Origin of the sequence: Thiothrix sp. UBA5583, from assembly GCA_002425225.1 — a bacterium.
Classification (GTDB): Bacteria; Pseudomonadota; Gammaproteobacteria; order Thiotrichales; family Thiotrichaceae; genus Thiothrix; species Thiothrix moscowensis.
The window spans coordinates 1-26,835 of the sequence record DILV01000040.1 but is presented as its reverse complement, the minus strand read 5'-3'; the positions used below and the strand labels follow the sequence as shown (position 1 = coordinate 26,835).

Here is a 26,835-nt window from a genome sequence, read left to right as displayed (position 1 = left end):
TGGTAATCTTCGTACCACGAGGATCACCTTTTAAGGAAATCACCATGAAACTGTTTAAACAAACCCTGCTTGCCGCTGCCATCGCTTTCAGTACTGCCGGTGCTTGGGCAGATGAAGTGCAAGTTGCTGTTGCCTCCAACTTCACCAAGCCTTTAGAAGCCATTGCGGAAAAATTCAAAGCTGCCAGTGGGCATGAGTTGAAAATCTCTGCCGGTGCAACAGGCAAGCTGTACGCGCAGATTGCTAACGGCGCACCGTTTGAGGTCTTTCTTTCGGCTGATAGCAAGACCCCGACAAAACTGATTGAAGACAAATTGGCAACAGCCGACTCTCAGTTTACCTACGCTTTCGGCAAACTGGTGTTGTGGAGCAGTACCGACGGTTATGTGGATGCCAATGGTGAGGTATTGAGCAAAGGCGACTTCAAGCATCTGGCGATTGCTAACCCCAAAACCGCACCTTATGGTGCAGCGGGGATGGCAGTGATGGAAAAATTAGGGTTGACTGCCGCTATCACGCCCAAACTGGTGACAGGTGAAAACATTACCCAGACCTTTGATTTTGTGTCGACGGGCAATGCCGAACTCGGCTTTGTAGCGCTGTCGCAAGTGCAACAAGATGGCAAACTCAAAAGCGGTTCGGCGTGGGTTGTGCCCGCAGAGATGTATCAACCATTGGCGCAAGACGCGGTATTGTTAACCAAGGGCAAGGATAACGCCGCTGCTCAAACCTTGTTGGATTACCTGCAAGGGGCAGAGGCACGAGCCATTATCAGCAGTTACGGTTACGATTTGCCTGAAACAACGCCTGAGACACAATAATCATGCTGTCTCCTAGTGACTGGTCGGCTATTTGGCTTACGGTCAAATTAGCCGGATTGACCACCTTGATTTTGTTGGTAATCGGTACACCGCTGGCATGGCATCTGGCGCGTACTCGCCGCTGGTGGAAAGCCCCCTTGAGTGCTGTGGTGGCGTTGCCGATTGTATTGCCACCGACGGTGATCGGGTTTTATTTGTTAATTACCTTGGGGCCAAAAGGGCCGATTGGGCAATTGACCGACTCATTGGGGTGGGGGACGTTGCCGTTTAGCTTTACCGGTTTGCTGGTGGCATCGGTGTTCTATTCGCTGCCGTTTGTGGTGCAACCCATTCAAAATGCGTTTGAAACGCTGGATATGCGTCTGATGGAGGCGGCAAGCACGTTGCGGGCAACACCGCTGGATGCGTTTTTCAGCGTGGCAATACCGATGGCGCGACCCGGTTTTCTCACGGCTTCCATTTTGGGATTTGCGCATACCGTGGGTGAATTCGGCGTGGTGCTGATGATTGGTGGCAATATTCCCGACAAAACCCGTGTGGTATCGGTGCAAATTTACGATCACGTCGAGGCGATGGAATACGCGCAAGCCCACTGGCTGGCTGGCGGTATGGTGGTGTTTTCCTTCATCGTATTATTGCTGATGTATACCCTCAATCGGGGGATTAGGATGCCGAAAATATGACGCATACCGCACTTGCACACGTAGATGCACGCTTTCAATTGGCGTTTGAAGGCTTTCAATTGGCGGTGGATTTGCAATTGCCGGGGAGCGGGGTAACGGCATTGTTTGGGCATTCCGGCTCTGGCAAAACCACCTTGTTGCGTTGCATTGCGGGGTTACAACGCCCGGACAGCGGTTTTTTGCAAGTACGGGGGCAAGTGTGGCAAGACAGCACGAAGGGTGTGTTTTTGCCGCCCCACCAACGCCCCCTAGGGTATGTCTTTCAGGAAGCCAGCCTGTTCCCGCATTTGACTGCCCGCAAGAACATTGATTACGGGCGTAAACGCACAGCCCAAGCCGCCACTGCGGTCGAATTGGAGGCGATCGTGGCGATGTTGGGGATTGAACATTTATTGGATAAAATCCCCGCGCAATTGTCTGGGGGGGAACGCCAGAGGGTCGGCATTGCCCGCGCCCTTGCCCTCAAGCCGCAAGTGTTGCTGATGGATGAGCCACTCGCTGCCCTCGACCTCAAGCGCAAGCAGGAAATCCTGCCGTTTCTGGAACGCTTGCAGCGCGAACTCGATATTCCCATTCTGTACGTGACGCATTCACCGCAGGAAGTGACCCAACTCGCCGACCATCTGGTGGTGCTGGAGACTGGCAAGGTGGTGGCTTCGGGCGCATTGGCGGAGGTGTTGACGCGGCTGGATTCGCCAATGTCGCAAGGCAAAGAAGCCTCCAGCGTATTGCAAGTGAAAGTGTGGGATCACGAGCCAGCGTTTCACCTCAGCCACGTCGGTTTTGCCGGGGGCGTTATCAGCTTGCCTTACCAGCAGGCAACTGCCGTCGGTACACCGTTGCGTTTACGCATTGATGCCCGTGATGTCAGTTTGACGCTGCAACAACCGGTGCAAACCAGCATCCTCAACGTGTTGCCCGCCACCATTAGCGGCATGGCAAAGCCTGTGTCTGGGCAAGTGGTGGTGAGGTTGAACCTAGGCGGCGTGCCATTGCTGGCACACATTACCCAGAAATCTGCGGTGCAATTGGGGTTGAAGGTGGGGATGACGGTGTTCGCGCAAATCAAGGCGACGGCAATTGTGTAAGACTACGCTTACACGGTGACCTCAAGTTGAATGGTTTCAGGCTCACGGTATTCCAGCGCAATTTCAGCCTCACCCTGCACCACTTCCGCTGTCACCACGCAACGCGCCACGTTTGCTTCCGACGGCAAGGTAAACATCAGTTTGCGCAGCATCCCTTCCAGCACCCCGCGCAAACCACGCGCACCCGTACCATGTGCAATCGCCTTCTGCGCAATCGCCCGCAGTGCATCGTTGGTGAATTCCAGTTCCGCATTATCCAGCGCGAACAGTTGCTGGTATTGCTTGGTCAGGGCGTTTTGCGGCTCGGTGAGGATGCTGATCAGCGCATCTTCGTCGAGGTCGTGCAGGGCGGTAATCACCGGGAAGCGCCCGATGAATTCGGGGATCAGGCCGAAATGGCGCAAATCTTCCGGCTGCACTTCACTGAACAGGCGTAGCTTGTCGGCGAGTTTTTCGGCTTCGGTCGGGTTGCTGTGGGCTGCGTGGAAACCAATGCCTTTTGCGCCCGGTTTCAGGCGTTTTTCCAGCAGCTTTTCCAGCCCGGAGAACGCGCCACCAACGATGAACAGGATATTGCGCGTGTCCAGCATCACTGGAGCCTGGTCTTTGCGGCCTTTGGCGGGGACTTTGACCGGCGTGCCTTCCACCAGTTTGAGCAGGGCTTGTTGTACGCCTTCACCGCCCACGTCGCGGGTTCCGTGCGAGTTTTCACCGCTGCGGGCGAGTTTGTCGATTTCGTCGATGTAAACAATGCCCCATTCCGCCAATTCCTTGTTACCGTCGGCGCTGTCGAGCAGGCGGGAAATGATGCTTTCCACATCTTCACCGACGTAGCCTGCTTGCGTCAAGGTGGTGGCGTCGGCGATGACGAACGGTACGCCCACAATCCGCGCCAGGGTACTTGCCAGCAAGGTTTTGCCGGTACCGGAAGGCCCCAGCAGCAAGATGTTGGATTTATCGAGTTCCACCACGGACTTGTTGGGGTGGGTGCAGATGCGTGGCTGGTCGGTTTCGACCCGCAGGCGTTTGAAGTGGTTGTAGACCGCCACCGAGAGGGTTTCCTTGGCGCTGTCCTGACCGATTACGTAGCGGTCGAGGATGGCCTTGATCTCCAGCGGTTTGGGGGAATCTTTTAGCGGTTCGCTCATGCTGCGCTTGCGGCTCCAGGTACTGATAACCTGATGGGCAAGGCGCACACAAGCTTCACAAATGTGCCCGTTCATGCCTGCGATCAGCGGGATGTGGGCAGTTTGCACTTGTCCGCAGAAGGAACAGGCGGGTGTGGTGTCGCTCATGGGGATACCTCCGGGGTGGTGCTGGCTTCGAGTTGTTTCAGCCATGCCTTTTGGCAGTTGCGCTGGGCGCGTTCCTGCAACAAGGCGCGGATTTGCGGCTTGGCCTGGGTGAGGGAAACCTGTTGTGCGGGGTAGATGTGTTCGCACAGCAGCAGGTGGAAACCGAGTTCGGTTTCGATCGGTGCGCTGACTTGCCCCGCACTCAGGGCGAACAGCGCGGCATCAAGTTTCGGGTAGAGTTTGCCGTAAGGCAGGTTGCCGAGTTTGCCGCCCTCCATCGCGGTCGGGCATTCGGAATACTGGCGTGCCAGCTTGCCGAACTGTTTGGCGTTGCCAGTGGCCTGGGCAGCAATCTTGCGGATGCGTTGCAGCACGGTGTCGTACTGGTTTTCCGGGTAGTCATTGTTGACCGTGATGAGGATCTGCCGCACCAGCCGGGTTTCGGGCTGGAGGAAACGGCTGCGGTTCATTTCGTAATAAAGCTGTACGTCAATGTCGTTGATGGTGATGCTGCGGGCGGCAACTTTTTGCAGGATGCCATCGAACAGCAGTTCGCGTTGCAAGGCTTGGCGCAAAGTGTCGGGGGTCAGGCCGTTCTGGCTGAGGTCGATGGTGAAGTCTTCGTCGTTGGGATAGCGGTCGGCGATTTCCTGCAAGGCCATGTCCACCCGTTCGGGCTGGATGAGGATCTGGCTGGCTTCGGGGCTTTGCAAGGCGAGTGATTCGAGCTGGAAACTGCGGTCGGCGCGTTGGCAGACGCGGTTGAATTCCTGTTCATCCAGATTCGGTAGGTTTTTCTGAAAGGTTTCCAGCGCGTTGCGCAACAGGTGGTAGCGGTAGGCGGGCGGCTTGCCCATGACGGCGAAACTGAGGTTAGGCATCGGGGTCATCCTCGCATGGAGAGAAATTCTCCCCCCTCCCTAACCCTCCCCCGCAAGGGGTGAGGGAACAAGATGCACTCCCATCTTCCTCTTCACCCCCTTCACCCCTTGTGGGGGAAGGGCCGGGGATGGGGGCTTCTTCCAGCAACTTTTCAGGAACTTGCAGCGTCCGACCGGGAAAGCGCACATGGTAGGCGAAGCCTGTGGGCAAGCCGCTGATCACTTTGAGGATTTCGCCGACATCGCCGGGGTTGGCGATGACTTCGCCCTCAATGGCAAGGGTGACTTTGGTAGTCACTTTGTCGCGGAATTCGTAGAGGCTGGGTTCCCACGGGTCATCCCCGCCAATCAGCTCTTCTTCGCGGCAACCGACGGTTTTTTGTTCGTCGAGGAAATGCACCGAGTAGATGATCTGGTCTTGCAAGAAGGTGCCGACATCACGCACGTAGCCAACACTGCCACGCCGCACCAGCAGTTTGCCGATGGTTGCACCGTAAAACGTGCCATCGTCGCGCACGTTGCGGATCACGCGCACTTTCGCGCCGTATTCGTACTGGGGCATGGCGTCACCCCTGCCCGAACAGGCTTTCCAGCGGGATGAAAGCGGTTTGCGGCTCGTTCATGCGGTAGACCTTCAGCACTTTTTCGGTCTTGGCATCGGAATCAACGAAGTCGCCATACGCCTTGGTCAGCAGGCGGGTGTACTGTTCGCGCAGGGCATCGTCGTCGCTGGCGACTGGCTCTTTCGCCAGATAGTTGTGGAAGCGTTGCAGGATGTGCAGGCGGTTGACGTGAACCACGGTCTGGTCAAACGGGATGTCGAAGTAGTTGAGGAAGTCTTCGGCGCTGACCAGTTCTTCGAGGTCGAGGGAGAGGTCGGTATCGGTCATGTCGTGCTCCTGTTGCCAAATGGGGAAGATCAAGCAAGGGGCGTGCCATGTGTGGTAATTACATATTATTCAAGCTCTTGGGTGTTGTTGTAATGGGGTATGTAGGGTTTGGCACAGGGTTGGGAGGCAGGGGATTGTGGGGAAAAGGACATTTTGTTCAAGCTCACGCCGCTTTTTGCTGGGGCAAATGCACATCCACCACGATTTCTGAATAGGGCGTAAAGATTTTGCCGTTGGCATCACGTTCGATGGCAAGCCATTCCATCAGGCGTTCCACGTCGTTGTGGACGTTTTTGTAGTCGCGTTGCAAGGTGCGGGCGAGTTCGGCAATGCTCATTGCGCCGTGTTCGCGTAACGTTGCCAGCAAGTCCCAGCGTTTAGGAGTGAAAACACTGAGCATCTGGCTGACGTTTTTGAAGCCTACGCCGAAGTAAGGGGCGGGTTCTTCGCCGATCTCCAACCGTTCCATCATCTGTTGGGCGAGTGCTAATGAGGACTGGATGCCAGAGCCGACTTTGATGGTTAGAATACGTTCGCTCATGTGTTTACCCCTTCAATATCTTGCATGAAATCCGCCACCAAACGGACTGGACTTTGAAAATCATAGGATAGTTCAAGCCCTCGGATATGCTTGTGGTCGCCCTTGCCGCGTTCGTTGTCGTAGCCGACCACCCTCTCACCATCGACGATGTAGACCAGTCGATATTTGAATGGATGCTCCGACGGCGGAACAGGCTTGGGAACGTGCCAGATCACGATTTCCACGAAACCTTGGGCATATTCTTCTTTGGTGTGCAGTAGTTTGGTAGCTGGCATGGGAATATTGTGGCATTGCAGGTTTATGGTGTAAAGAACCATATTTATTCTGCTGAAATCCCCCTCCATTCGTGCCAAAATGCTTGCATTGACCTCAATCACGAACTGGACTTACATGGCAGAACTCCCCACCAAAGAAGACCTTGAGACGCTTTGTCGCGAGAAAGGACATGATATGCTGGTGTGGTATGCGTGGAGGAATGCCCTACGAGCATTACCTATTTTGGACTGCTTATCGCTAATAAAAATTTGGCCACAGAACACGGTTCGACATATAACTCGGATAACGTCACCATCACTGCCGACCAACGCCAAATCATCAGTTCTGTGCTGGATGAAATGCTATGCCACAAAGCTCACCTATCCGATGATGTGCTGGAAGCCGTTTACGATGTGCGCAAAGCGGTGAAATCCGACGAAAAGCAGCCAACAGAGAAAAGCCAATCGGTGTTAGGTAAACTCTGGGGTGGTTTGCGTGAACTGACCAACGTTGCCAAAGACATGACCGATGTTGGTGGCTTCGTTGTTGAACATCAGGCAGCGATTGGCACGGCAGTGACTGCGGCGGCAGCTTTGCTTTCCTGAACTAACGGTATTTATGCTAGAAGTATAACGTATGCAAAACCCTTCCTACCAATTCCAGCCCTCCGCCCAGTTGACCAGCAAACTGGCAGCTATCGACGCCGCGCAAGCCGACATCCAGCATTTGCGCACGCAACAGCCTGACCGCTGGCAACCCCTCCAGCAAAAACTCCGCGCCGAATGGACGTATGACAGCAACGCCATCGAAGGCAGCACCCTGACGCTGGGTGAAACCATCTTCTTTTTACAGGAAGGGCTGACGGTCGAGGGCAAGCCGTTCAAGGACTTTCTCGATGCCCGCAATCATGCCGAAGCCATCGACCTGCTGTTTGATGTGGTAGCGCAGAAACGCACCATCAGCGAAGGGCTGATCAAGGAACTCAATGCCTTATTGCTGGCTGGCGTGCAATCTACCCCTGCACTGAATTCTCAATGGCAACGGGTACAAAAGCTCGCCACGCCGGGGCAGTATAAATCGCAGCCGAACCATGTGTTGCAACAGGATGGTTCAATCCACCATTACATCGAACCGTTACAAGTCCCACTGGAAATGCAGCAATTATGTGACTGGGTAAACGCAAATCTGAACCAGCTTCATGCCGTCACGGTAGCGGGAATTGCCCACTACAACATGGTGCGAATTCACCCCTTCGATGATGACAATGGGCGGGGGGCGCGGATATTGATGAACCTGATTTTGATGATTCAGGGCTATACCCCCGTGATTGTGCGCAACACCAAGCGGCGGATTTACCTGCAAGCCCTCGCAGCGGCGGATAGGGGCGACATCGAACCGTTTCTGGATTTCATTGCTGATTCCATGTTGGATACACAGCGGGTGATTCTGGCGGAATTGCATTAGCCCAGCCGGGGTTGGCGATGACTTCGCCCGCAATGGGCGAGGGTGACTTTGGTGGTCACTTTGTCGCGGAATTCGTAACGGCTGGTCAGCGGCAATGACAACAGCAAAGCCACCAGCACAAACCCGGCAGAAAACCACAAACAGCCTTCCAGCCCATAGTGCTGATAACTCCAGCCGGACAACACTGTTCCAGCCAGTCTGCCGCCTGCATTCGCCATGTAATAGAACCCGACCTTCAGCGCCACCTTGTCATGGTCAGCATAGGCCAAGATCAAGTAGGAATGCAGCGCGGAATTGAGGGCGAACACCACCCCGAACAGTAATAGCCCGGCAACCAGCACTGTTCCGGCAGCCCAGCCTTGCCCCAATGCGCCAGCGATCCCTGCCGGAACTAGCAGCAACGCCAATGCCCAGAATTGCGCAGCACCCGCACCCGGCGCGTGTTCTTTCAAGCGTAACAAGGCAGGCGCACTGGCCTGCACAATGCCATACCCAATCACCCACGCTGCCATGAACGTACCCACCTGCATGAAGCTCCAGCCTAGCACGCTCGCCATGAACACGGGTACAGCCACCACGAACCACACATCCCGCGCTCCGAACAGGAAGAACCGCGCTGCCGACAGCCAGTTGATGGCGGCATTATTGGCAAACACCTGGGAAAACTTGGGCTTGGCTTTCGACTTGCCGATTTCTTCCGGCAACAGAGCCAATGTCACCAACGTTACCGCAAACAAGCCACCCGCCAGGATCAGCAACGCATACTGGAACCCGGCAACTTGCAGCAACGCTGCCCCAAGGAAAAAACCAGCTCCTTTCAGCGCATTTTTGGAGCCGGTCAGCACCGCTACCCACTTGAACAAACGGGCATCCGCATCGGCAGGAACCAGTGTTTTCACACTGGCTTTGGCGGACATCTTGTTCAAGTCTTTGGCAATGCCGGAAAGGGCTTGCGCAAACATCACATACGGTACAGACAGCAAGTGAGTGGGAACGAGCATCCCCAACGCCACGATTTGCATCAGCATCCCCATGTGCATGGTGACATTCAGACCCAGCCGCGCCGCCAGCCAACCGCCTACCAGATTGGTGACGATGCCGAAAAATTCGTAGAACAGGAACAGCATCGCCACCTGAAACGGCGAGTAGCCCAATTGGTGGAAATACAGCACCACCAGCATACGGATTGCGCCATCGGTCAGGGTGAATGCCCAGTAGCCGAACGTGACGGTCAGGTAATTGCGCAGGTCAATGTTCATCAGAGACTCGCAGCCACTTTCGCCGCCAATTCCATCATGCGGTTCATGTAGCCCCATTCATTGTCGTACCACGCATAAACTTTCACCTGCGTGCCGTCGATGACCATGGTGGAAGGCGCGTCGATGATGGATGACAGCGGGTTGCCTTTGTAATCCACCGACACCAGTGGGCGTTCTTCGTAACCCAGAATGCCTTTCAGGTAGGTTTCAGACGCTTCCTTGAAATAGCCATTCAGTTCTTCCGCTGTCACTTCCCGTGCTGCTTCAAACACAAAATCGGTCAGGGAAGCATTCAGCAAAGGAATCCGCACCGCATGGCCGTTGAGCTTGCCTTGCAGTTCCGGGAAGATTTTGGTGATGGCCTTGGCGGAACCGGTGGTGGTCGGGATCATGGATTCGCCGCAAGCCCGCGCCCGGCGCAAATCCTTGTGTCCCTTGTCGATGATGGTCTGGGTATTGGTGATGTTGTGCAGCGTGGTCATGCAGCCGTGCTTGATGCCGACCTTTTCGTGCATGACTTTCACCACTGGCGCAAGGCAGTTGGTGGTGCAGGAAGCAGCTGTTAGCAAGTGATGCTCTTCCGGCTTGTACCAATCGTCATTCACGCCGTAGACGATGTTCAGTGCACCTTCGACCGGTGCAGCCACGATAACCTTTTTCACACCCTGGTCGAAATACGCCTGTAACTGCTCAACCTTGCGGAACTTGCCAGTGCATTCCAACACGATGTCACAGCCCGACCAGTCCGTTTCACTGATCGCCTTGTTGGAGGTGTAGGCAATCGTTTTGCCATCAGCAAACATATTGGCATCATCCGCACTGCATTCCGGCTGCCAGATGCCTTGTACGGAATCGAATTTCAGTAAGTGTGCGGAAGTGGTCGCATTACCCGCAATTTCATTGACCTGTGTGAACGTGAAAGCCGGATTACCCCACGCCGCGCGGATGCCTAGACGCCCCATGCGCCCGAAGCCATTGATGCCGATGTTTGCCATGATTTTCTCCAAAGTCTGTTGTCATGGGGTGCGTTATATGCGCTTGTGCGAATATATTTGAATAGCTGTCATCATAAGTTCATTTTGCTATATGCCTGCGAGGTAGGTGCGACCGCGCTATACTGCCCATCATCCTCAATCACCACCGAATGATTATGCAACTGGAAGTCTTCACCAAAGCTCTTGCTGACCAAACCCGCCTGCGCATCCTGTTGTTGCTGGCAAGCGGGCGTGAATTATGCGTTTGTGAACTCACACAAGCCTTGGAACTGGCGCAACCGAAGATTTCCCGCCATCTCGCCATTCTGCGCGAAAGCGGTTTGCTGCAAGACCGCAAAGCCGGATTGTGGGTGTATTATCGCCTGCACCCTGACCTACCCACTTGGGCTGGAACTGCCTTGGGCAACCTGTATTCAGGCAGCATGACTGAAACCCTGTTTCAGCTAGATCAGCAGCGTTTGGAGAATGCCAGCCGCACCGGGGAAAACTGTGCAGGCTGAATGGATACTTCACTACCTGAAACCACACTCTTTAGTATATCTGCTAAATCGAATATTATAAACTTCCTGATCGTGCAAGGCGACAAACCGTATGACGAGGAATATGCCTTATGAGTGATATGCGTAACAATCCAACCCCACCCTTGCATCCTTCCATCGTCGCGCTGGTGTCACTGGCGGCTGGCATTGCAGCAAAGCACCCGGCAATGGGGCTGTGCCAACTGCAACGTCTGCGCTCCTTGGGCGTGTCTGAAGATCACATCAATACCGTAGTAGACATTGCCCGCCATATCCGTGACGAAGCTGCACAGAAGCTGGATACGGCTTTTGATGAGCAGTCCGTTGCTGCGCCTGTGGTGGAAGCAGGTGGTGCTTGTTGCACACCGACGGCATCCGGGCAAGCGTGCTGCTAACGTTAGGAGACGACCGATGCAATCCATCCAACAATTACGACGCTTTCCCGAGCAACAACCGTTGCTGTTCCTGCTGCTGGCAGTCGTGGTGTGGTTTTTGTTGTACCGCTCGCTGATTCCGGCTTCGGAAGCATTGGTTGCTGCACTGCCTGTTGAGCGTGATAGCCACCTTGGTGGGGCGTTGCAGTTCTTTTTCTATGACATGCCGAAAGTGTTGCTGCTACTGATCGGCATTGTGTTTGTGATGGGTATTATTCACACTTTCATCTCACCAGAACGTACCCGTGCCATGCTCTCCGGTAAGCGGTTGGGCGTGGGCAATGCGATGGCGGCAACCTTGGGAATCGTCACCCCATTTTGTTCCTGTTCTGCCGTGCCGTTGTTTATCGGCTTTTTGCAAGCAGGTGTGCCGCTGGGTGTGACATTCTCATTCCTGATTGCTGCGCCGATGGTGAATGAAGTTGCGCTGATCCTGCTATTCGGTTTGTTTGGCTGGAAAGTTGCCGCGTTGTATCTGGTTATGGGTTTGCTGATTGCGATTTTCTCAGGGATGTTGATAGGCAGGCTGAACATGGAGCAATACCTCGAAGATTGGGTTCGTCAGATGCAAAATACCCAATCCGCTGGCAATGTCGGTGCAAGTGCGATGTCTTGGGGGGAACGCATCCAGCACGGTTTCGGGCATGTGCGCGAAATCGTCGGAAAAGTCTGGCCTTACATCGTGCTTGGCGTTGGTTTGGGGGCGCTGATCCACGGTTATGTGCCGCAAGATTTCATGGCTTCGTTCATGGGGGCAGATGTGTGGTGGGCAGTACCTGCGGCGGTATTACTGGGTGTGCCAATGTATACTAATGCCGCCGGGGTTATTCCTATCGTGCAGGCATTGCTGGCGAAAGGTGCGGCTCTCGGTACGGTGCTGGCTTTTATGATGAGCGTGATTGCGCTGTCTTTGCCGGAAATGATCATCCTGCGCAAAGTGCTGAAACCACGTTTGATTACCACCTTTATTGGCGTGGTAGCAGGCGGCATCCTGCTGGTTGGGTATATTTTTAATCTCGTTTTGTAACGTTACTAAAGCAGGGAGTATTCCATGCAAATCAAAGTCCTCGGCACCGGTTGTGCCAACTGTAAAACCACCTTCAAGCTGATCGAAGATGTGGCTAAAGAAAAAGATGTGGCGGTGGAAATGGAAAAGGTCGAAGACCTGCCTTCCATCATGGGCTACGGTGTGATGTCCACCCCCGGCGTGGTGGTGGATGGTAAGGTCGTCCACGCAGGCGGTATTCCGTCTAGGGTTGCGGTGGAAGGCTGGCTGGGTGGTGTCGCAGCCGCAGCAACGGCAGCCGGTGGCTGTTGCAGTGGCGGCAAGTGCTGCTAAGATGCTGGCAATGACAAATCAACTTCGCTGGCATGTTATCCGATGAGTAATGATTGCGAGATGAAACCATTCTCCGAATCCTGTGAACAAAACAAAGCCCCTATTCTTGCAGTCATCGCGCCACTGTTCCGCGATTGCCGCAGTGTGCTGGAAATAGGCAGCGGTACGGGGCAACATGCTGTCCATTTTGCTGCCCATTTGCCACATTTGCTATGGCATACCAGTGATATGGCGGAAAACCACCCCGGTATCAACCTGTGGCTAGCAGAGGCAGCCTTGCCGAATACCCGCCCACCGTTAGCGTTGGATGTGTTGCGTGACCCGTGGCCTGATCTGGCGGTGGATGCGGTGTTTTCCGCCAATACCACCCACATCATGGGCTGGCTGGCAGTGGAAGCCCTGTTCGCAGGTATTGGCAAACTGCTGCATCAGAACGGGTTGTTTGTACTGTACGGGCCATTCAACTACGCAGGGCAATACACCAGTGAGAGTAATGCCCGCTTTGATCAGTGGCTAAAAATGCGTGATCCATACAGCGGAATTCGGGATGTGGATGACCTGAAGCGGTTGGCAGTGGCTGCGGGGATGACCTTGCTTCATGATGTTGAGATGCCGGTAAATAACCGGACGCTGGTGTGGTGGAAGGGGTAAGGCCATGAGACCTACCACCTCCTGAAACCCAGCATCCCACCTTGTGTGGAACGAGGAATGCCGGGGTTGATGGTCTTACCAGTAGTGACCTTTACCACGCTGCGCTTCGGCTCCTATCTGCGGCAGATTAGCCGTCACGCCCGCTTTCTGCATCAAATCCGCTAGTTCACGCTGTTGCCCCGCATTCTGGCAAGCAGCCACGGCTTTGGCATACAGACTGTCGGCCTTGCCGCCATTGCCCCAGTTTTGCGCCAGTTCCGCCAGATAGGCAAAGTGGAAATGGTTTTGTGCTTTGGCTTCGGCCTTATCCAGAATCTGCTGGGCTTGCGCGTCGTCACCGAGGTGTTCCTTGACCGCTTTTGCCAGCTTGTTGTACTCGAAGGTGCTGGCATTGCTGCTGTCCAGCTTGGCGAGTTGGTCGGCGTAGAATTTCTGTGTCCATTCCTTGCCAAACGCGCTGTCAGCCAGTTGCTTGCACACGGTTTCGCCGAGGTTGCGTACCTGCGCGAAGGTATTGCTGTTGGCAGCCGCCAAATCCAGCAAGCGCCCCAGCCATGCCTTGTCCTTGACCAGATTGCCGACTGCGAGGATCAGCGGCTGGTAAGCGGCAAAGCTGAAGCTGCCGGAGTCCTGCATCTTTTCTTCGGCAGTATTCAGCAACTGGGTAGCGTAGGAAGCGTCGTCCAGCTCAGACATCACCGCACCTGCCAGGTCGATGAACTGTTTGGGGCGGGAAAGGGTTTTTTCCTGATTCTGGAATTCGACATAACGCGCTTGGCTGGCTTCGCGTTTGGCGAGTTTGTCACCGATGCGGGTGTTGCGTTCGGCGTCATCAGCCATCAGTTGTTTGGCAGCCATTGCCAGTTTGCGCATTTCATCCAGTGAACTGACGTTGGCTTCGGCCTTGTCGAGTGCCTGTACGGTAATGGCGCTGTCGCCGAGTTTCTGGGCGCGTTGGGCAACGTCCAGCACTTGGGCGTTGGTTTCGGTCAGTTCCATCGCCTTTTGCAGGGCGCTGCTGGCGAGGGCGGCGTCGGGAGTGGTTTTTGCCAGTGCATCCAGCACGCTGCTGCTGTCGCTGTAGACCTTGCAAACGTTGACGGCCTTGCTATACAGCGCGTTGGTTTTGGCGGCGTCTTGCAGGCTGGCGTTGACTTCAGCGGCAAGGGAAACCAGTGCGGAGGCAGTGTCGGCCTTGGCTTCGGCAGCGGCGTAAATGCTGGCTACCCGATCCTTGTCGCCAAGGTTGGTGTTGACGGCTTTGGCCAGCATTGCCAGATCAGTGACGGTATTGAGTTTGCTGGCGAGTTTGTCGTATGCCTTGCCTGCGATGCCTTTGTCATCCATGTTGGCAGCAGCGGCAGCAGCGAGTTTGAGCAGGTCGTCTTTCTGGCTGAATTCGCCCAGTGCATTGTTGTACAGTTCGGCAGCGGTCGACTGGTCGCCCAGCAGGCTGGCATAACCGGTGGCAAGGTCGAGGTTTTCCTGCCCACTCATGGCGAAATTCTTGCCGTTTTCCAACAGTTCTTCGGCTTTGTTCTTGTCGCCGAGCAGTTGCATGAAGCCACCTGCCAGCGCAACGAACTGTGCCGGGAACATGCAGCCGCTTTCGGCGTCAGCGAGGGTATCTGCCACTTCCTTGTCATCACCAAACAGGGTTTTCAAGCCAGTGGCGAAAGTGACTACATCGGCGGTTTCGCTGCTGGACGGGGACGCTTTCTTGAACACCATGCGGGCGGCATTGGCGTTGCCGTCCTTGAGGATACCGGCGGCGAGGGTTTGGAAATCGGCGATGGTTTTGCACTTGCCAGTGACTTTGCTGAACAGTTTGTTGGCAAGGGCATTGTCTTGCAGGGCTTCCTGCACGTAAGCGGCAAAGGAGAGCAGTTCGTTGGTGTTAGAAGTTTCGCCAATGGCTTCTTCCAGCAGGGCACGGCCTTTGTCCTTGTCGCCAAGGTGCAGGGCGATGCTGTAGCCGACCAGGGCTTTTTCTTTGGCGTCGAAACAGGCTCCGGCGGCTTCTTCATACAGGGCAGCGGCCTTGTCCTTGTCGCCAGCGGCAACATAGCTTTCGGCCACAGCGACGTAATGGTCGGGGAAAGAGCAGTTGGATTCGCCTTTTGCCAGCAGTTCTTTCGCATAATCGAGGTCAGCCGGTTCGGCGGCAGCCTGTTTGGCGAGGGCGGCGTAAGAGGCTGCATCGTTGCAGGCGGATGCTTGTGCGCTGAGTTCTTCCCGTGTAGCCATGTGTTTCTGTCTCTCCCGTATTAGTGAAGTCTGATAATGTGCGATCCGGTCTCCTTGTAAAACAAATCCGCTGCCGGTTCAAGCCGTTCGTGGTGTAAATCGGTCGCTCTGGATCAATATCCTGTTTTTCCCTCACTGCGGGCAAGTTTGTGCTGGACATTCTGCGCGAAACTGCCACCCAGTTCGGCATATATGTTGAACACCGAGTTGACACCCACCTTGTCAAGCTGGGGGGCTTCTTCCGGGTATTTGATCACAGCAGAAACATGCCCCTTGAAGCCCCAGGCACGGGCGGCTTCCGCTGTTTTCAGGTTGGCCTGATGGTTAGGCATACACAGCAACAGGGTTTCCAGATGTTGTTCGTCAGGATGGATGCGATGCCAGAATTCCGGGGAACTGCAATCGCCGTGCAATACGCGATGCCCTGCCTGCTGGTGGCGTTTTACCTTGTCGTCATCGAAATCTACCCCGATGACAGTTCCCTGGTTGTCACTGTTTTCCAGTTGCCGGTAAGCGCCACTGCCAATGCGCCCCATGCCGCAAATCAGGGTACGGGTGTTGCCCAAATGCAGGGGGGTGTCTTCCGGCAGGCGCTGGTTGTGTTCCAGCCGGTACAGCCAGGGGCATAGTCGCTGGCAAACGCTATTGGCATAAATGTTCAGCGGGGATGCAATGATGAACGATAGCACTACCGTAATCGCTAGCACCGCCAACCATTCCTGCGCCAGCCACTGGTTGCTGACGGCAATGGCACCGACGATCAGGCCGAATTCACTGAAGTTTGCCAATGCCAGCGAGGCCAGTGTGGCGTTGCGGGTTCGCAGGCGGAAACGGGCAAACAGCACATGAAACAGTAGGGTTTTCGCCGGGATCAGCAACAACAGCAACGAAGCCACACCAGCCGTTGCCCACGACGGCGTTACCGCCATGCCGATGCTGAGGAAAAAGCCGACCAGAAACAGATCCTTGAGACTGAGCAGGGCTTTTGCCAGTTCGCTGGCTTTGGGATGTTGTGCCAGTAGTACCCCGAAAAACAGTGCACCCAAATCGCCCTTGAGACCAACCAGTTCAAACAGGGTGGAGCCACCCAGCGCCAGTACCAGCCCGTACAGGATCAGCAACTCGCCATGCCCGGCACGTTTCAGCAGCAACACCAGCAGCGGGCGGCTTGCCAGCAAGCCAAACAGGGTCACGGCAGCCCAGGGGGAGGGCAGTTTGGCGGTGGAAGCCGCCAGGAAAACCACGGCAGCGATGTCCTGCACGATCAGCACCCCGATGGTTACTCGCCCGTATTGCGAACCCATGCCGCCCTTGTTTTCAAACACTTTTACCGCAAACACGGTACTGGAAAACGACAGGGCAAACCCCAGCAGCAACGCAGAGGCAGGCGTCAGGCCGGTTAGCAGCGGGATGCCAAAACCTGCCAGCAGCCACAGCAATGCACCAATGCCCAAGCTGATGGCTCCCATGTGGGCAGTGGCAACGCCCCATACTTCCGGGCGCAACAACTGGCGCACATTCAGCTTGAGGCCGATGGTAAATAACAGCAGGGTAACACCCAGATCCGCCATTTCATGGATGAATTCCCCGCCGGATGCACCCGCCATGTTCAGGACGAAACCCGCCAGCAGGAAACCCACCAGTGGCGGCAGGCCAATTTGCCAGACGATGAAACCGAACAGATAGGCGACGATAATCCAGATCGGGTCGCGGTAGTCGATGGATGCCAGTAATGTACCCAAGTTGCCGTAAAGCTCCTGTGTCAGCTCGTGCATGATTGCCCCCGTGTTATTTTTTCTGCAAGCCTACCGTTACATTGGAGGCTTATCCAGCACAAAATGTTCCAGCTTACAGCAATCGTTTATACTGGGCGGACTTAAACAGTGGGGCTGTCGATGATTGAGGTTTCTTCCAGCATTGCTTGCCAGGAATGCGGTCAATTGCACCGCTACCGGCCTGTGGCTGTGGGGAAAGTGGCAAGCTGTCAGCGCTGTGGTTCGGTGTTGTACCGCAACCGAGCCAACATGCTGGAATCTGTGTTGGCCTTGGCACTGGCTGGCTTGATCCTGTTTTTGCTCAGCAATGTGTTTCCCTTGCTGGGTTTGCGCTCGCAGGGGGTGGAATACGAATTGCACCTGCTGGGAGCCAGCCAGGCTTTCTGGACGCAGGGTTATCAGATGGTAGCGGTGTTACTGTTCCTGAATACCATCCTGTTTCCGCTGCTGGAGTTGCTGTCGTTGCTGTGGGTGTTGCTGACCATTCGTTTTCGCTGGCAGCCTGGACTGGCGATTGTGCTGTTCCGTTGGATGCGGGAACTCAAGCCGTGGGGAATGCTGGAAGTGTTCATGCTGGGGATGCTGGTTGCACTGGTCAAGCTGGGGGATATGGCAAGCCTGATTGTGGGGGCTGCGTTCTGGTCATTTGCCGGGCTGGTGCTGATTATGGCGGCGGCAACTGCCATGCTCGATCCTTTTACGGTCTGGCGGGAACTGGAACGGGGCAAAGCGGATGCAGCAACAAATTAAGGCAAAAACGGCACGCGAGGCCGGTTTGCTCCAGTGCCGCACCTGTGGCTGTCTGAGTCATCCGCCAAAGAGGACAGACCGTTACACTGTGTTGCAATGTCCGCGTTGCGGGGCAAGGCTGCGCTGGCGGGAACCGTCCAACAGTATTGAAGTGACCTGGGCGTTGCTGCTTGCTTCCATGATTCTGTACATCCCTGCCAATGTCATGCCGATCATGAGTTTTTACAAGCTGAGTTCAGGGCAGCCGGATACCATCATCAGCGGGGTGTTCCGCTTGCTCCATTCCGGGCAGTGGCCGCTGGCGCTGATCGTGTTTGTGGCAAGTGTAGTCGTGCCGTTGCTGAAACTGCTGACACTGGGTTTCCTGCTGGTCACGATCCAGCTCAAGTCACGCTGGCGGCAACGTGACCGCCTGATGTTGTACAAGGTTATTGAGCATGTGGGGCGCTGGTCGATGGTGGATATGTTCGTGATAGCCATTCTGGTGGGGCTGGTGCAATTCGGCAATCTGGCAAGGGTGGAAGCCAACGCAGGTAGCCTGTCGTTTGCGGCAGTGGTGGTATTGACCATGTTTGCCGCCCGTACCCTGGATGCGCACCTGATCTGGGATTTGTCCCGGCAAGAGGAACGAGGTTGAATGAGTAACGTGCAATTGCATGATGATGGTTTGCCGGATGTGGAGGTACGTGAGCAGCGTTGGCCTTCGCCGGTGTGGCTGATTCCACTGGCTGCCTTGTTGGTGGGGTTCTGGTTGCTGTTCCAGATGTGGCAGCAGAAAGGCCCGACCATTACGGTGCAGTTTGCCAGTGCGGAAGGGATTGCGGAGGGCAAGACCGAGGTGCGTTTCAAGGCGGTTGCGGTGGGTAAGGTCAAGAAGCTGCGCTTGCATGAGAATTTGCAGTCCGTCATCGCGGACATTGAGCTGAACAAGGAAATCGGTGGGCATCTGGGCAGTGATGCCCGTTTCTGGGTGGTGTCGCCGCGCATCAACCGCTCAGGCGTTTCCGGCCTGACCACGCTGCTGTCCGGGACGTATATCGGCATGGATCCGGGAACCAATAATGAGCCAGAATCTTACGACTTCATTGCCGAAGAACGTCCGCCAGTGATTGTGCCTTCTGCCAAGGGGCGGCGCTTTTTCCTGTTGACCGACTCGCTGGGGTCGATTGATGTGGGTTCGCCAGTGTTTTACAAGCAACTGACAGTCGGTGAAGTCATCAATTATGAACCGTTACCGGACATGAACCAGATCCGTCTGGAAATTTTCATCCGCGATCAGGGGGGCGACAAACAGCCGTATTACGAACTGGTGCGCAGCAATACCCGTTTCTGGAATGCCAGTGGAGCGGAATTCAATGTGACCGCTTCCGGGGCAGAATTCCGCATGGAATCGCTGACGTCGCTGCTGATTGGCGGTATTGCCTTTGATACGCCCAAATCCATCGCCGGGGGGGATGTCAGCGCAGAGAGGGCAGAATTCATCCTTTACCGCAATTACGCTGCCGCGCAGGAAAAGCAGTACAGCCAGAAACTGTATTACGTCATGTATTTTGGCGGTTCGGTACGTGGTCTGACCGTGGGTGCGCCGGTGGAATTTCAGGGCATTCCGGTCGGGCAGGTGGAAAACATCGACATGCACATGGACAGGGCAACGCTGGATGTGCGTATTCCAGTGCTGGTTTCCATCCAGCCGCAGCATTTCGACGAAAAGATCAGCAAGCAGGATGCCGAAACCGCCATGCACCAACTGGTGGCAAAGGGTCTAAGGGCGAGGCTGGAAACCGGCAACTTGTTGACCGGCAACAAGCTCATCGCTCTGAGCATGGAAAAAGAACCCAAAGCAGCACAGATTACTGTCACCCAGTTCTACAGCGAATTTCCGACCGTGGGTTCATCACTGGATGACCTGCCCGGTATGGCAACCGAAATCATGGGCAGCTTGCAGGAAACCCTGGATGGCATCAAAAAACTGGTCAACAGTGGCAAGCTCGACAAGGCCGTTGACAACCTCAATAACGTGCTGACAGAAGCGGAACAAGCTGTCAAAGCTGCCAAAAAAGTGCTGGAAACCGTAGACAGAGAAACGCTGCCGAGTGTGACTCAGGAAGTCACCAAAACCCTGCAAAAGCTGCAAGGTTCTCTGGTAAATATTGACCGCCTGACTGCGCAGAATTCACCGACACAATACCAGTTGCAGGAAATGCTGGAAGAAGTGACCGCCGCTTCCCGCTCGGTGCGCAGCCTGACCGAAACCCTGCAACGCCAGCCGAGTTCCCTGATCAAGGGTAAGGATTAAGCATGAAGAAACCTGTGTTGTTGAGCCTGTTGCTGTTGTCTGCCTGTAGCAGCACACCAACTCTGTACCACACCCTCGCGGTGGATACCGGCAATACTGTGGTTGCTGCCGATGTTTCCGCCCGCATCAACAGCCTTGGGGTTGGCCCCGTGACTCTGCCAACCCTGCTGGATCGTGAAGGCATGGTCATCCGCAAGGATGCCACCACCCTGGAAGTTTCCGACACCCATTTGTGGGGAGGGCAACTGGAAGATGAATTGCTCACTGTCTTGAGCAGCTACTTGCAAGCCAGCTTGCCCGGTACGCGGGTACAGGTTGTTCCGTGGGAACTCAGCCAGACCCCGCAATATCAGGTGGCTTTCAAACTTGACCAATTTGACGGCATTGCGGGTGGCAGGGTGGTGTTGCGCGGTTTGTGGCAGCTTCAGGCAGGCAGTGATGGCAAAATCCTGCGCTCAACGCCGTTTACGCTGCAACGCAATGCCAGCGAAGCCGGTGTCGATGGCATTGTCAAAGCGCAAAGTGCCCTGCTGGCAGAGCTTGCTGCGCAAGTGGTGCAAGGTTTGGCAATTGCCCGTTAGCTTTGTTTGACGAAGCTCAGGAAAAACGTCACCGGCACAGCATTGCTGATGCTTTCCACCGCGCCAATTTCGCGCATCGCGGTCAGCCCGCCCGCCAGATCGAAATCAGCCGCATTCAGCAGGATGGGGGCAACGGTGGCAACTTGTACGCTATTGCCCACTTCGGTCAGTGCGACCAGTGCCTGCACTTCCTTTTTTACCCCGTGCAAATCCAGTGTGACCGTGACTGGCTGAATGCCGGGTTTCACGCCGCTCTTGCTCAGGTCAACCGTGACGCTGGCTTTTGCAAAGGTTTTGGTTTCAAACAGATGGTCGCGGATACGCTCGTCACGAATATCCACATTGGTGTGGACGCTGGTCAGATTGATGTCCAGATTGCCCATGCCTGCGGATGTGATCCGCCCGGAAAGCTCCTTGAATGTGTGGGTTTCAGCCACATGGTCTTTTTTGATCGAGACGAAATACAGGGCAGATTTGCTGTTGTCGAGTACCCAGTCGGCGAGGGCAGTTCCCATAGAGCAGACGAAAGCCAATAGGGTTGCGGAAACAAGTTGCAGGGTGCGTTTCATCGGTTGATTATTCCTTTGCAGTGAGTTTTGCTGATTGGTGCTTTGGTTATGCAGAACTCTCATTGTACAATGCCCCGCATTCAGTAAACACTGGCAGAAGAGAGTTGCGCAGCAGATGCTTGCCGCAACCGCCGAAGGCGCAATTCCGCCCGGAAACGCTCAGGCAAAAGGACTGGCAGAACTATATCTGACTCTGGAGAGCAGTGCGGACGCACTCACCGAAGGGTAGTAACCGGATTTCTTACCCCCTCTTCCCTTGAGGGAGAGGGTTGGGGTGAGGGGTAAAATTCGGGAATCTCTCAGGTAACAGGACAGAGGGGCGGCAGACTTTAAGCGGTCTGCCGCCCTTTTTTTATGCCTGTTAGTTGGGAATAACACAATGCAACGTACTGCACTCTACGCCAAGCACCTTGAATCCGGTGCGAAAATGGTCGATTTCGCGGGCTGGGAAATGCCCATCCATTACGGCTCACAACTGCAAGAACACCACCAAGTCCGCAACGATGCCGGGATGTTTGACGTGTCGCACATGGTCATCCTCGATCTCGTGGGGGCGCAATCCAAAGCCTTTTTGCAATACCTGCTCGCCAATAACGTTGATAAGCTGAAAGATTCCGGCAAAGCTTTGTATAGCTGTATGTTGACCCCCGAAGGCACGGTCATCGACGATTTGATCGTGTATTTCATCACCGAAACCCAATGGCGTATTGTGGTGAATGCAGGCACACGCGACAAAGACATTGCGTGGATGCAACAGCAAATTGCCAGCTTCGATGCCACCCTGACCGAACGTGACGACCTTTCTATGATTGCGGTGCAAGGCCCCAATGCACGCGCCAAAGTCATGGGCATTATGCCTGCCAACGAAGTTGCTATTGTCGAGCCACTCAAGGCTTTCTACGGTGCATTCGTCAACGACTGGTTCATTGCCCGCACTGGCTACACCGGCGAAGACGGCTTTGAAATGATGTTCCCCAACGAGCAAGCGCACAAAGTCTTTGACGCACTGCTTGCCGCCGACATCAAGCCGATTGGCTTGGGCGCACGCGATACCCTGCGTTTGGAAGCAGGCATGAACCTTTACGGCACGGACATGGACGAAACCACTTCCCCATTAGTGTCGGGTTTGGGTTGGACGATTGCCTGGCAGCCGGAAGACCGTAACTTTATTGGTCGCAGCGCGTTGGAAGCCCTGAAAGCCGCCGGAATCCCGCAAAAATTTGTCGGGCTGGTACTGGAAGGTAAGGGCGTTTTACGCAGCCACATGAAAGTTGTTTGTGAAGGTGGCGAAGGTGAAACCACCAGTGGTACTTTTTCGCCTACACTCGGCGTAGCGATTGCGCTGGCACGGGTTCCGGCAAGTTGTGGCGATACCTGTAACGTCGATATTCGCGGCAAATTGCACCCGGCGAAAGTGGTAAAACCTGTCTTCGCCCGCAATGGCAAATCTGTTTTGTAATCAAATTTTGGAGTGACAACATGAGCAATATTCCTTCTGACTTGAAATACACCAAATCCCACGAATGGGTACGCGACAACGGCGACGGCACTGTGACCGTCGGCATTACTGACCATGCGCAAGAATTGCTGGGCGACCTCGTACACGTTGATTTGCCTGAACCCGGTACAGAATTCGGCGCGGAAGATGGTTGCGCTGTTGCCGAATCCGTCAAGGCAGCTTCTGACATTTACGCCCCTGTCCCCGGTGTGATTATCGAGAGCAACGAAGCGGTGCAAGACTCGCCGGAACTGATTAATTCCGACCCTTACGGTGATGGCTGGCTGTTCACCATGCGCGTGGATGATGAAGACGCGCTGGGCGAACTGCTGGATGCAGACGCATACAAAGCGGAATGTGACGAGTAATTTTTAAGAACCCCCCATCCTAACCTTCCCCCGCTAGGGGGGGAAGGAACAAGAAGCACTCCCTTCTTCCATCTTGCTCCCTTCACCCCTTGCGGGGGAAGGGTTGGGGATGGGGGGGAAGAACACAGCAGGTAACGATTAAATGACAACCTTGTACGAACTTGAACAACACGATGATTTTATTGCCCGCCACATTGGCCCCAGTGAAGCGGATACCGCAGCGATGCTGCAAGCCGTCGGTGCGGAGTCACTGGACGCGCTGATTGACAGCACCTTGCCTGCCAGCATTCGTCTGGATGCACCGCTGGCAGTCGATAGCAGCCGTTCTGAAGCCGAAACGCTGGCTTACCTCAAGCAGTTGGCGGCACAAAACACCGTTGCCAAGTCGTACATCGGTATGGGGTATTACGACACCATCGTACCGCCCGTCATTTTGCGTAATGTCTTGGAAAACCCCGGTTGGTACACCGCGTATACGCCGTATCAGCCGGAAATTTCCCAAGGGCGGCTGGAAGGCTTGCTCAATTACCAGCAAATGGTCACGGATTTGACGGGCATGGACATTGCTAATGCCTCCTTGCTGGATGAAGCGACCGCAGCGGCGGAAGCGATGACGTTGTGCAAGCGTTCCAACAAACTCAAGTCGGATAAGTTTTTTGTAGGTGCGGATGTGCATCCGCAAACCATCGACGTGCTGAAAACCCGTGCGGAATTCTTCGGTTTTGAATTGGTGATCGGCAACCCGTATACCGAGTTGGCGCAGCACGAAGTTTTCGGGGCAATGTTGCAATACCCCGGCACGACTGGCGAAGTCGGCGATCTGGAAGCCCTGATTAAACAAGCCCATGCCCAAAAAGCGTTGGTGTGCGTGGCAACTGACCTGATGGCGTTGGTGATGTTGAAAGCTCCCGGTGAAATGGGCGCGGATGTCGTGGTGGGTAACTCGCAGCGTTTCGGCGTGCCAATGGGCTTTGGTGGGCCTCATGCGGCGTTCTTTGCGACCAAGGATGCGTTCAAGCGCACCATGCCGGGGCGCGTGATCGGTGTTTCGATTGATAGCCACGGCAAGCAAGCGTTGCGCATGGCGATGCAAACCCGTGAGCAGCATATCCGCCGTGAGAAGGCGACTTCCAATATTTGCACGGCTCAGGCGTTGCTGGCGAATATGGCGGGGTTCTACGCAGTGTATCACGGCGCGTCAGGGCTGAAGACGATTGCAGGGCGGATTCATCGCCTGACGAATATTCTGGCGAAGGGCTTGCAGCAGAAGGGTGTCCAACTGTTGAATGACACTTGGTTTGATACGCTGACGGTCGTCAAATCTTCCTCTCTTGCTCCCTTCACCCCTTGCGGGGGAAGGGCTGGGGATGGGGGGGATTATTCATCCTGCATCAATTTCCGCCATTTCCCTGATGGCAACATCGGTATCAGCATTGATGAGCGTAAAACGCGGGCGGACATTGCCGAGTTGTTCGACGTATTGTTGGGTGCTGGGCATGGCTTGGATGTGGATGCGCTGGACGCTGCGGTTGTTGCAGAAGGTTTCAGTGGGATTCCATCCGGCTACCAGCGCACTAGCGATTTCCTGACGCATCCGGTATTCAATACGCACCATTCGGAATCGGAGATGTTGCGTTATCTGAAACGCTTGGAAAATAAGGATTTCTCGTTGGCGCACGGCATGATTCCGCTGGGTTCTTGCACCATGAAGTTGAATGCGACCACCGAAATGCTGCCGGTTACTTGGTCAGAATTTGCGGATATTCACCCGTTTGCGCCACAGGCACAGACGGTGGGCTACCGCGCCATGATTAAGGAACTGGAAGATTGGTTGGTGGAAATCACCGGCTATGATGCGATTTCGATGCAGCCGAATTCGGGGGCGCAGGGCGAATACGCGGGGTTGGTGGCGATCCGTCGTTATCAGGCGAGTATTGGGCAGGGGCATCGCGATGTGTGTTTGATTCCGAGTTCGGCGCATGGCACGAACCCGGCGTCGGCGGCGATGGTGAGCCTGAAGGTGGTGGTGGTCGAGTGCGATGCGAACGGTAACGTGGATGTGGCGGATTTGCGGGCGAAAGCCGAGAAACACGCCGACAACTTGTCGTGCCTGATGGTGACTTATCCGTCTACGCACGGGGTGTTTGAGCAAGACATCGTGGAAATTTGTGACATCGTGCATCAGTTCGGTGGGCAGGTATACATGGATGGTGCGAACATGAACGCGCAAGTGGGCTTGTCGAAACCGGGCAAAATGGGGTCGGATGTATCGCATTTGAACTTGCACAAGACGTTTGCGATTCCGCACGGCGGCGGTGGCCCTGGCATGGGGCCGATTGGGGTGAAGGCGCATCTGGCTCCGTTTGTACCGGGGCATGTGGAAGAAACCCCTCACCCCAACCCCTCTCCCTCAAGGGGCGAGGGGCTTAAGAGTGATGGAATGGGGGCGGTGTCGGCTGCGCCGTATGGGAGTGGGGCGATCCTGCCGATTTCGTGGGCGTACATTAAGTTGATGGGCGCGGCGGGTTTGCAGCGGGCGACGGAGATGGCGATTTTGAACGCCAATTACATCATGCAACGCTTGGCTGAGCATTATCCGGTGCTGTTCCGGGGGGCAAATGGGCGGGTGGCGCATGAGTGCATTCTCGACATTCGTCCGTTGAAGGCGGCTTCGGGGATTGATGAGTCGGACATCGCTAAACGCTTGATGGATTACGGTTTCCACGCGCCTACCATGTCGTTTCCGGTGGCGGGGACGCTGATGATTGAGCCGACCGAATCCGAGCCGAAAGAGGAGCTTGACCGTTTTTGCGATGCGATGATTGCGATTCGGGAAGAGATTCGCAAGGTGCAGGAGGGTGTGTGGCCTGCGGACAATAATCCGCTGGTGAATGCGCCGCATACGCTGGATGATTTGGTGAATGCTTGGGAACGCCCTTACAGCCAGACCGAGGCAGTGTTCCCGTGTGGGGTCAGCCCGACGGCGAAGTATTGGCCTACCGTGAACCGGATTGATAATGTGTATGGGGATCGGAATCTGGTGTGTTCTTGTCCGAGTGTGGAGAGTTATCGGTAAAGACCCTCACCCCCTAGCCCCCTCTCCCGCCAAGCGGTAGAGGGGGGATAAGAGGGATTTATTCTGCGTTCATTTGCTGTGCTAAGGCTTCCCAGCCTTGTAACCCACCCGGTAAGCCAAGGTTTCCTGCCAAACTTTCCAGTGCTTGCAGCACATTTGCCAGATTGATCTGTTTGGCGATGCCGTAAACCGTTAGCCATGCTTGTAGGGCTTCTGCGATTTCTTCATTTTGCAAATGGATATGCCCCATGTTGAATAAAGTCGCGCACAAACCCGCCACGTCGCCGATTTCCTGTCTTATGGCGAGCGACTGTTTGAGGAAGTCGAGAGCGGTGTCGTAGTCGCCGCGAGCATGAGCAGTTGTCGCCATATTGTTGAGGGTAGTGCCTTCGCCAGATTTGTCGCCGATTTCCTGTTGAATGGCGAGCGACTTTTTGAGGAGGTCGAGAGCGGTGTCGTAGTCGCCGCGAGCAGAATAGATTTGCGAGATATTGTTGAGGGTAGTGCCTTCGCCAGATTTGTCGCCGATTTCCTGTTGAATGGCGAGCGACTTTTTGAGGA

At 55.2% G+C, this 26,835-nt stretch carries 29 protein-coding genes and 1 riboswitch; of the genes, 17 read left to right on the top strand and 12 right to left on the bottom strand.

All coding sequences use genetic code 11. From position 1 onward, the window contains the following. Positions 1-44 precede the first annotated feature (44 nt). From modA to modC, 3 genes are read left to right on the top strand one after another with little or no spacing between them, the layout of a single operon-like run. On the top strand, positions 45-821 hold the full coding sequence (gene modA, locus B2U47_RS16940) for a molybdate ABC transporter substrate-binding protein (protein WP_296676819.1): 777 nt from the start codon (positions 45-47) through the stop codon (positions 819-821). A gap of 2 nt (positions 822-823) precedes the next feature. Further along, on the top strand, positions 824-1,504 hold the full coding sequence (modB, locus tag B2U47_RS16935; RefSeq protein WP_296676821.1) for a molybdate ABC transporter permease subunit: 681 nt from the start codon (positions 824-826) through the stop codon (positions 1,502-1,504). Next, positions 1,501-2,592, top strand: coding sequence for a molybdenum ABC transporter ATP-binding protein (gene modC, locus B2U47_RS16930; RefSeq protein WP_296676824.1), 1,092 nt, complete (start codon positions 1,501-1,503; stop codon positions 2,590-2,592). Before modB ends, modC begins: the two co-directional genes overlap by 4 nt. Positions 2,593-2,600: 8 nt before the next feature. Here modC and clpX read toward each other — a convergent pair whose 3' ends face one another. The 6 genes from clpX to B2U47_RS16900 all read right to left on the bottom strand — a co-directional run bounded on the left by clpX (position 2,601) and on the right by B2U47_RS16900 (position 6,516). Next, positions 2,601-3,887: an ATP-dependent Clp protease ATP-binding subunit ClpX gene (clpX, locus tag B2U47_RS16925; protein WP_296676827.1), complete on the bottom strand. Its 1,287-nt coding sequence runs from the start codon at positions 3,885-3,887 to the stop codon at positions 2,601-2,603. Further along, a complete protein-coding gene (gene nifM / locus B2U47_RS16920) occupies positions 3,884-4,768 on the bottom strand; it encodes a nitrogen fixation protein NifM (RefSeq protein WP_296676830.1) in 885 nt (294 codons plus the stop codon). Before nifM ends, clpX begins: the two co-directional genes overlap by 4 nt. Continuing rightward, positions 4,761-5,330 (bottom strand): nitrogen fixation protein NifZ, encoded by a 570-nt coding sequence (locus B2U47_RS16915; RefSeq protein WP_296676834.1) that lies wholly within the window; start codon positions 5,328-5,330, stop codon positions 4,761-4,763. Before B2U47_RS16915 ends, nifM begins: the two co-directional genes overlap by 8 nt. A gap of 4 nt (positions 5,331-5,334) precedes the next feature. Then, positions 5,335-5,658 (bottom strand): nitrogenase-stabilizing/protective protein NifW, encoded by a 324-nt coding sequence (gene nifW / locus B2U47_RS16910; RefSeq protein WP_296676837.1) that lies wholly within the window; start codon positions 5,656-5,658, stop codon positions 5,335-5,337. Positions 5,659-5,821: 163 nt separating this feature from the next. Next, positions 5,822-6,199, bottom strand: a complete 378-nt coding sequence (locus B2U47_RS16905; protein ID WP_296676842.1) for a hypothetical protein — start codon at positions 6,197-6,199, stop codon at positions 5,822-5,824. Then, positions 6,196-6,516 carry a toxin-antitoxin system TumE family protein gene (locus B2U47_RS16900; RefSeq protein WP_296676844.1) on the bottom strand — a complete coding sequence of 107 codons (321 nt, stop codon included), beginning with the start codon at positions 6,514-6,516 and terminating at the stop codon, positions 6,196-6,198. Before B2U47_RS16900 ends, B2U47_RS16905 begins: the two co-directional genes overlap by 4 nt. Before the next feature lie 207 nt (positions 6,517-6,723). Here B2U47_RS16900 and B2U47_RS16895 point away from each other — a divergent pair, with 207 nt between their 5' ends. Together B2U47_RS16895 and B2U47_RS16890 are read left to right on the top strand one after the other, a co-directional pair. Next, entirely contained in the window at positions 6,724-7,059 is a 336-nt protein-coding gene (locus B2U47_RS16895; RefSeq protein WP_296676847.1) for a hypothetical protein, read from the top strand. Positions 7,060-7,090: 31 nt separating this feature from the next. Beyond that, complete coding sequence (locus B2U47_RS16890) at positions 7,091-7,918, top strand: Fic family protein (RefSeq protein WP_296676850.1); 828 nt, start codon at positions 7,091-7,093, stop codon at positions 7,916-7,918. On the opposite strand, the gene arsJ is transcribed toward B2U47_RS16890, so the two are convergent. Beyond that, entirely contained in the window at positions 7,915-9,177 is a 1,263-nt protein-coding gene (gene arsJ / locus B2U47_RS16885) for an organoarsenical effux MFS transporter ArsJ (protein ID WP_296676853.1), read from the bottom strand. The two genes, B2U47_RS16890 and arsJ, sit on opposite strands and share 4 nt — an antisense overlap. Beyond that, positions 9,177-10,175, bottom strand: a complete 999-nt coding sequence (locus B2U47_RS16880) for an ArsJ-associated glyceraldehyde-3-phosphate dehydrogenase (protein ID WP_296676901.1) — start codon at positions 10,173-10,175, stop codon at positions 9,177-9,179. Before B2U47_RS16880 ends, arsJ begins: the two co-directional genes overlap by 1 nt. Positions 10,176-10,327: 152 nt before the next feature. Between B2U47_RS16880 and B2U47_RS16875 the strand changes: the two genes are divergently transcribed. From B2U47_RS16875 to B2U47_RS16855, 5 genes are all read left to right on the top strand, one after another. Further along, complete coding sequence (locus B2U47_RS16875; RefSeq protein WP_296676857.1) at positions 10,328-10,672, top strand: metalloregulator ArsR/SmtB family transcription factor; 345 nt, start codon at positions 10,328-10,330, stop codon at positions 10,670-10,672. A 110-nt stretch (positions 10,673-10,782) separates the two neighbouring features. After that, positions 10,783-11,085 (top strand): hypothetical protein, encoded by a 303-nt coding sequence (locus tag B2U47_RS16870; protein ID WP_296676860.1) that lies wholly within the window; start codon positions 10,783-10,785, stop codon positions 11,083-11,085. Positions 11,086-11,101: 16 nt separating this feature from the next. Then, positions 11,102-12,151: a permease gene (locus tag B2U47_RS16865; RefSeq protein ID WP_296676862.1), complete on the top strand. Its 1,050-nt coding sequence runs from the start codon at positions 11,102-11,104 to the stop codon at positions 12,149-12,151. A 24-nt stretch (positions 12,152-12,175) separates the two neighbouring features. After that, a complete protein-coding gene (locus tag B2U47_RS16860; protein ID WP_296676865.1) occupies positions 12,176-12,463 on the top strand; it encodes a thioredoxin family protein in 288 nt (95 codons plus the stop codon). A gap of 60 nt (positions 12,464-12,523) precedes the next feature. Further along, entirely contained in the window at positions 12,524-13,114 is a 591-nt protein-coding gene (locus B2U47_RS16855; RefSeq protein ID WP_296676868.1) for a DUF938 domain-containing protein, read from the top strand. A gap of 75 nt (positions 13,115-13,189) precedes the next feature. On the opposite strand, the gene B2U47_RS16850 is transcribed toward B2U47_RS16855, so the two are convergent. Beyond that, entirely contained in the window at positions 13,190-15,361 is a 2,172-nt protein-coding gene (locus tag B2U47_RS16850; protein WP_296676870.1) for a hypothetical protein, read from the bottom strand. Between the two features lie 113 nt (positions 15,362-15,474). Further along, entirely contained in the window at positions 15,475-17,136 is a 1,662-nt protein-coding gene (locus tag B2U47_RS16845) for a cation:proton antiporter family protein (RefSeq protein WP_296676871.1), read from the bottom strand. 120 nt (positions 17,137-17,256) lie between these two features. Between B2U47_RS16845 and B2U47_RS16840 the strand changes: the two genes are divergently transcribed. The 4 genes from B2U47_RS16840 to B2U47_RS16825 are packed head-to-tail and all read left to right on the top strand — an operon-like array spanning position 17,257 to position 20,763. Continuing rightward, positions 17,257-17,886, top strand: coding sequence for a paraquat-inducible protein A (locus tag B2U47_RS16840; protein ID WP_296676873.1), 630 nt, complete (start codon positions 17,257-17,259; stop codon positions 17,884-17,886). Further along, entirely contained in the window at positions 17,870-18,523 is a 654-nt protein-coding gene (locus B2U47_RS16835; RefSeq protein WP_296676875.1) for a paraquat-inducible protein A, read from the top strand. Before B2U47_RS16840 ends, B2U47_RS16835 begins: the two co-directional genes overlap by 17 nt. Continuing rightward, positions 18,524-20,182, top strand: a complete 1,659-nt coding sequence (locus B2U47_RS16830) for an intermembrane transport protein PqiB (protein WP_296676877.1) — start codon at positions 18,524-18,526, stop codon at positions 20,180-20,182. A gap of 2 nt (positions 20,183-20,184) precedes the next feature. Continuing rightward, the gene (locus B2U47_RS16825; RefSeq protein ID WP_296676880.1) at positions 20,185-20,763 is read left to right on the top strand and encodes a PqiC family protein; all 579 of its coding nucleotides are present in this window, start codon (positions 20,185-20,187) and stop codon (positions 20,761-20,763) included. Here B2U47_RS16825 and B2U47_RS16820 read toward each other — a convergent pair. Next, positions 20,760-21,332: a YceI family protein gene (locus B2U47_RS16820; protein ID WP_296676883.1), complete on the bottom strand. Its 573-nt coding sequence runs from the start codon at positions 21,330-21,332 to the stop codon at positions 20,760-20,762. The two genes, B2U47_RS16825 and B2U47_RS16820, sit on opposite strands and share 4 nt — an antisense overlap. Positions 21,333-21,416: 84 nt before the next feature. Beyond that, positions 21,417-21,517, top strand: a riboswitch (glycine riboswitch). A 194-nt stretch (positions 21,518-21,711) separates the two neighbouring features. Here B2U47_RS16820 and gcvT point away from each other — a divergent pair. The 3 genes from gcvT (at position 21,712) to gcvP (ending at position 26,274) form a co-directional block, all read left to right on the top strand. Continuing rightward, positions 21,712-22,791, top strand: coding sequence for a glycine cleavage system aminomethyltransferase GcvT (gene gcvT, locus B2U47_RS16815; RefSeq protein ID WP_296676886.1), 1,080 nt, complete (start codon positions 21,712-21,714; stop codon positions 22,789-22,791). Positions 22,792-22,811: 20 nt separating this feature from the next. After that, a complete protein-coding gene (gene gcvH, locus B2U47_RS16810) occupies positions 22,812-23,198 on the top strand; it encodes a glycine cleavage system protein GcvH (protein ID WP_296676889.1) in 387 nt (128 codons plus the stop codon). A 142-nt stretch (positions 23,199-23,340) separates the two neighbouring features. Then, entirely contained in the window at positions 23,341-26,274 is a 2,934-nt protein-coding gene (gene gcvP / locus B2U47_RS16805; protein WP_296676892.1) for an aminomethyl-transferring glycine dehydrogenase, read from the top strand. Positions 26,275-26,332: 58 nt separating this feature from the next. Here gcvP and B2U47_RS16800 read toward each other — a convergent pair. Further along, positions 26,333-26,835, bottom strand: a 503-nt coding sequence (locus B2U47_RS16800) for a tetratricopeptide repeat protein (RefSeq protein WP_296683970.1), incomplete at its 5' end; no start/stop codon positions are given.

Bases quoted from the DNA above. Each gene is read 5' to 3' on its own strand.
- modA (WP_296676819.1), top strand. From the start codon at position 45: ATGAAACTGTTTAAACAAACCCTGCTTGCCGCTGCCATCGCTTTCAGT.
- modB (WP_296676821.1), top strand. From the start codon at position 824: ATGCTGTCTCCTAGTGACTGGTCGGCTATTTGGCTTACGGTCAAATTA.
- modC (WP_296676824.1), top strand. From the start codon at position 1,501: ATGACGCATACCGCACTTGCACACGTAGATGCACGCTTTCAATTGGCG.
- clpX (WP_296676827.1), bottom strand. From the start codon at position 3,887: ATGAGCGACACCACACCCGCCTGTTCCTTCTGCGGACAAGTGCAAACT.
- nifM (WP_296676830.1), bottom strand. From the start codon at position 4,768: ATGCCTAACCTCAGTTTCGCCGTCATGGGCAAGCCGCCCGCCTACCGC.
- B2U47_RS16915 (WP_296676834.1), bottom strand. From the start codon at position 5,330: ATGCCCCAGTACGAATACGGCGCGAAAGTGCGCGTGATCCGCAACGTG.
- nifW (WP_296676837.1), bottom strand. From the start codon at position 5,658: ATGACCGATACCGACCTCTCCCTCGACCTCGAAGAACTGGTCAGCGCC.
- B2U47_RS16905 (WP_296676842.1), bottom strand. From the start codon at position 6,199: ATGAGCGAACGTATTCTAACCATCAAAGTCGGCTCTGGCATCCAGTCC.
- B2U47_RS16900 (WP_296676844.1), bottom strand. From the start codon at position 6,516: ATGGTTCTTTACACCATAAACCTGCAATGCCACAATATTCCCATGCCA.
- B2U47_RS16890 (WP_296676850.1), top strand. From the start codon at position 7,091: ATGCAAAACCCTTCCTACCAATTCCAGCCCTCCGCCCAGTTGACCAGC.
- arsJ (WP_296676853.1), bottom strand. From the start codon at position 9,177: ATGAACATTGACCTGCGCAATTACCTGACCGTCACGTTCGGCTACTGG.
- B2U47_RS16875 (WP_296676857.1), top strand. From the start codon at position 10,328: ATGCAACTGGAAGTCTTCACCAAAGCTCTTGCTGACCAAACCCGCCTG.
- B2U47_RS16870 (WP_296676860.1), top strand. From the start codon at position 10,783: ATGAGTGATATGCGTAACAATCCAACCCCACCCTTGCATCCTTCCATC.
- B2U47_RS16865 (WP_296676862.1), top strand. From the start codon at position 11,102: ATGCAATCCATCCAACAATTACGACGCTTTCCCGAGCAACAACCGTTG.
- B2U47_RS16860 (WP_296676865.1), top strand. From the start codon at position 12,176: ATGCAAATCAAAGTCCTCGGCACCGGTTGTGCCAACTGTAAAACCACC.
- B2U47_RS16855 (WP_296676868.1), top strand. From the start codon at position 12,524: ATGAAACCATTCTCCGAATCCTGTGAACAAAACAAAGCCCCTATTCTT.
- B2U47_RS16850 (WP_296676870.1), bottom strand. From the start codon at position 15,361: ATGGCTACACGGGAAGAACTCAGCGCACAAGCATCCGCCTGCAACGAT.
- B2U47_RS16845 (WP_296676871.1), bottom strand. From the start codon at position 17,136: ATGCACGAGCTGACACAGGAGCTTTACGGCAACTTGGGTACATTACTG.
- B2U47_RS16840 (WP_296676873.1), top strand. From the start codon at position 17,257: ATGATTGAGGTTTCTTCCAGCATTGCTTGCCAGGAATGCGGTCAATTG.
- B2U47_RS16835 (WP_296676875.1), top strand. From the start codon at position 17,870: ATGCAGCAACAAATTAAGGCAAAAACGGCACGCGAGGCCGGTTTGCTC.
- B2U47_RS16830 (WP_296676877.1), top strand. From the start codon at position 18,524: ATGAGTAACGTGCAATTGCATGATGATGGTTTGCCGGATGTGGAGGTA.
- B2U47_RS16825 (WP_296676880.1), top strand. From the start codon at position 20,185: ATGAAGAAACCTGTGTTGTTGAGCCTGTTGCTGTTGTCTGCCTGTAGC.
- B2U47_RS16820 (WP_296676883.1), bottom strand. From the start codon at position 21,332: ATGAAACGCACCCTGCAACTTGTTTCCGCAACCCTATTGGCTTTCGTC.
- gcvT (WP_296676886.1), top strand. From the start codon at position 21,712: ATGCAACGTACTGCACTCTACGCCAAGCACCTTGAATCCGGTGCGAAA.
- gcvH (WP_296676889.1), top strand. From the start codon at position 22,812: ATGAGCAATATTCCTTCTGACTTGAAATACACCAAATCCCACGAATGG.
- gcvP (WP_296676892.1), top strand. From the start codon at position 23,341: ATGACAACCTTGTACGAACTTGAACAACACGATGATTTTATTGCCCGC.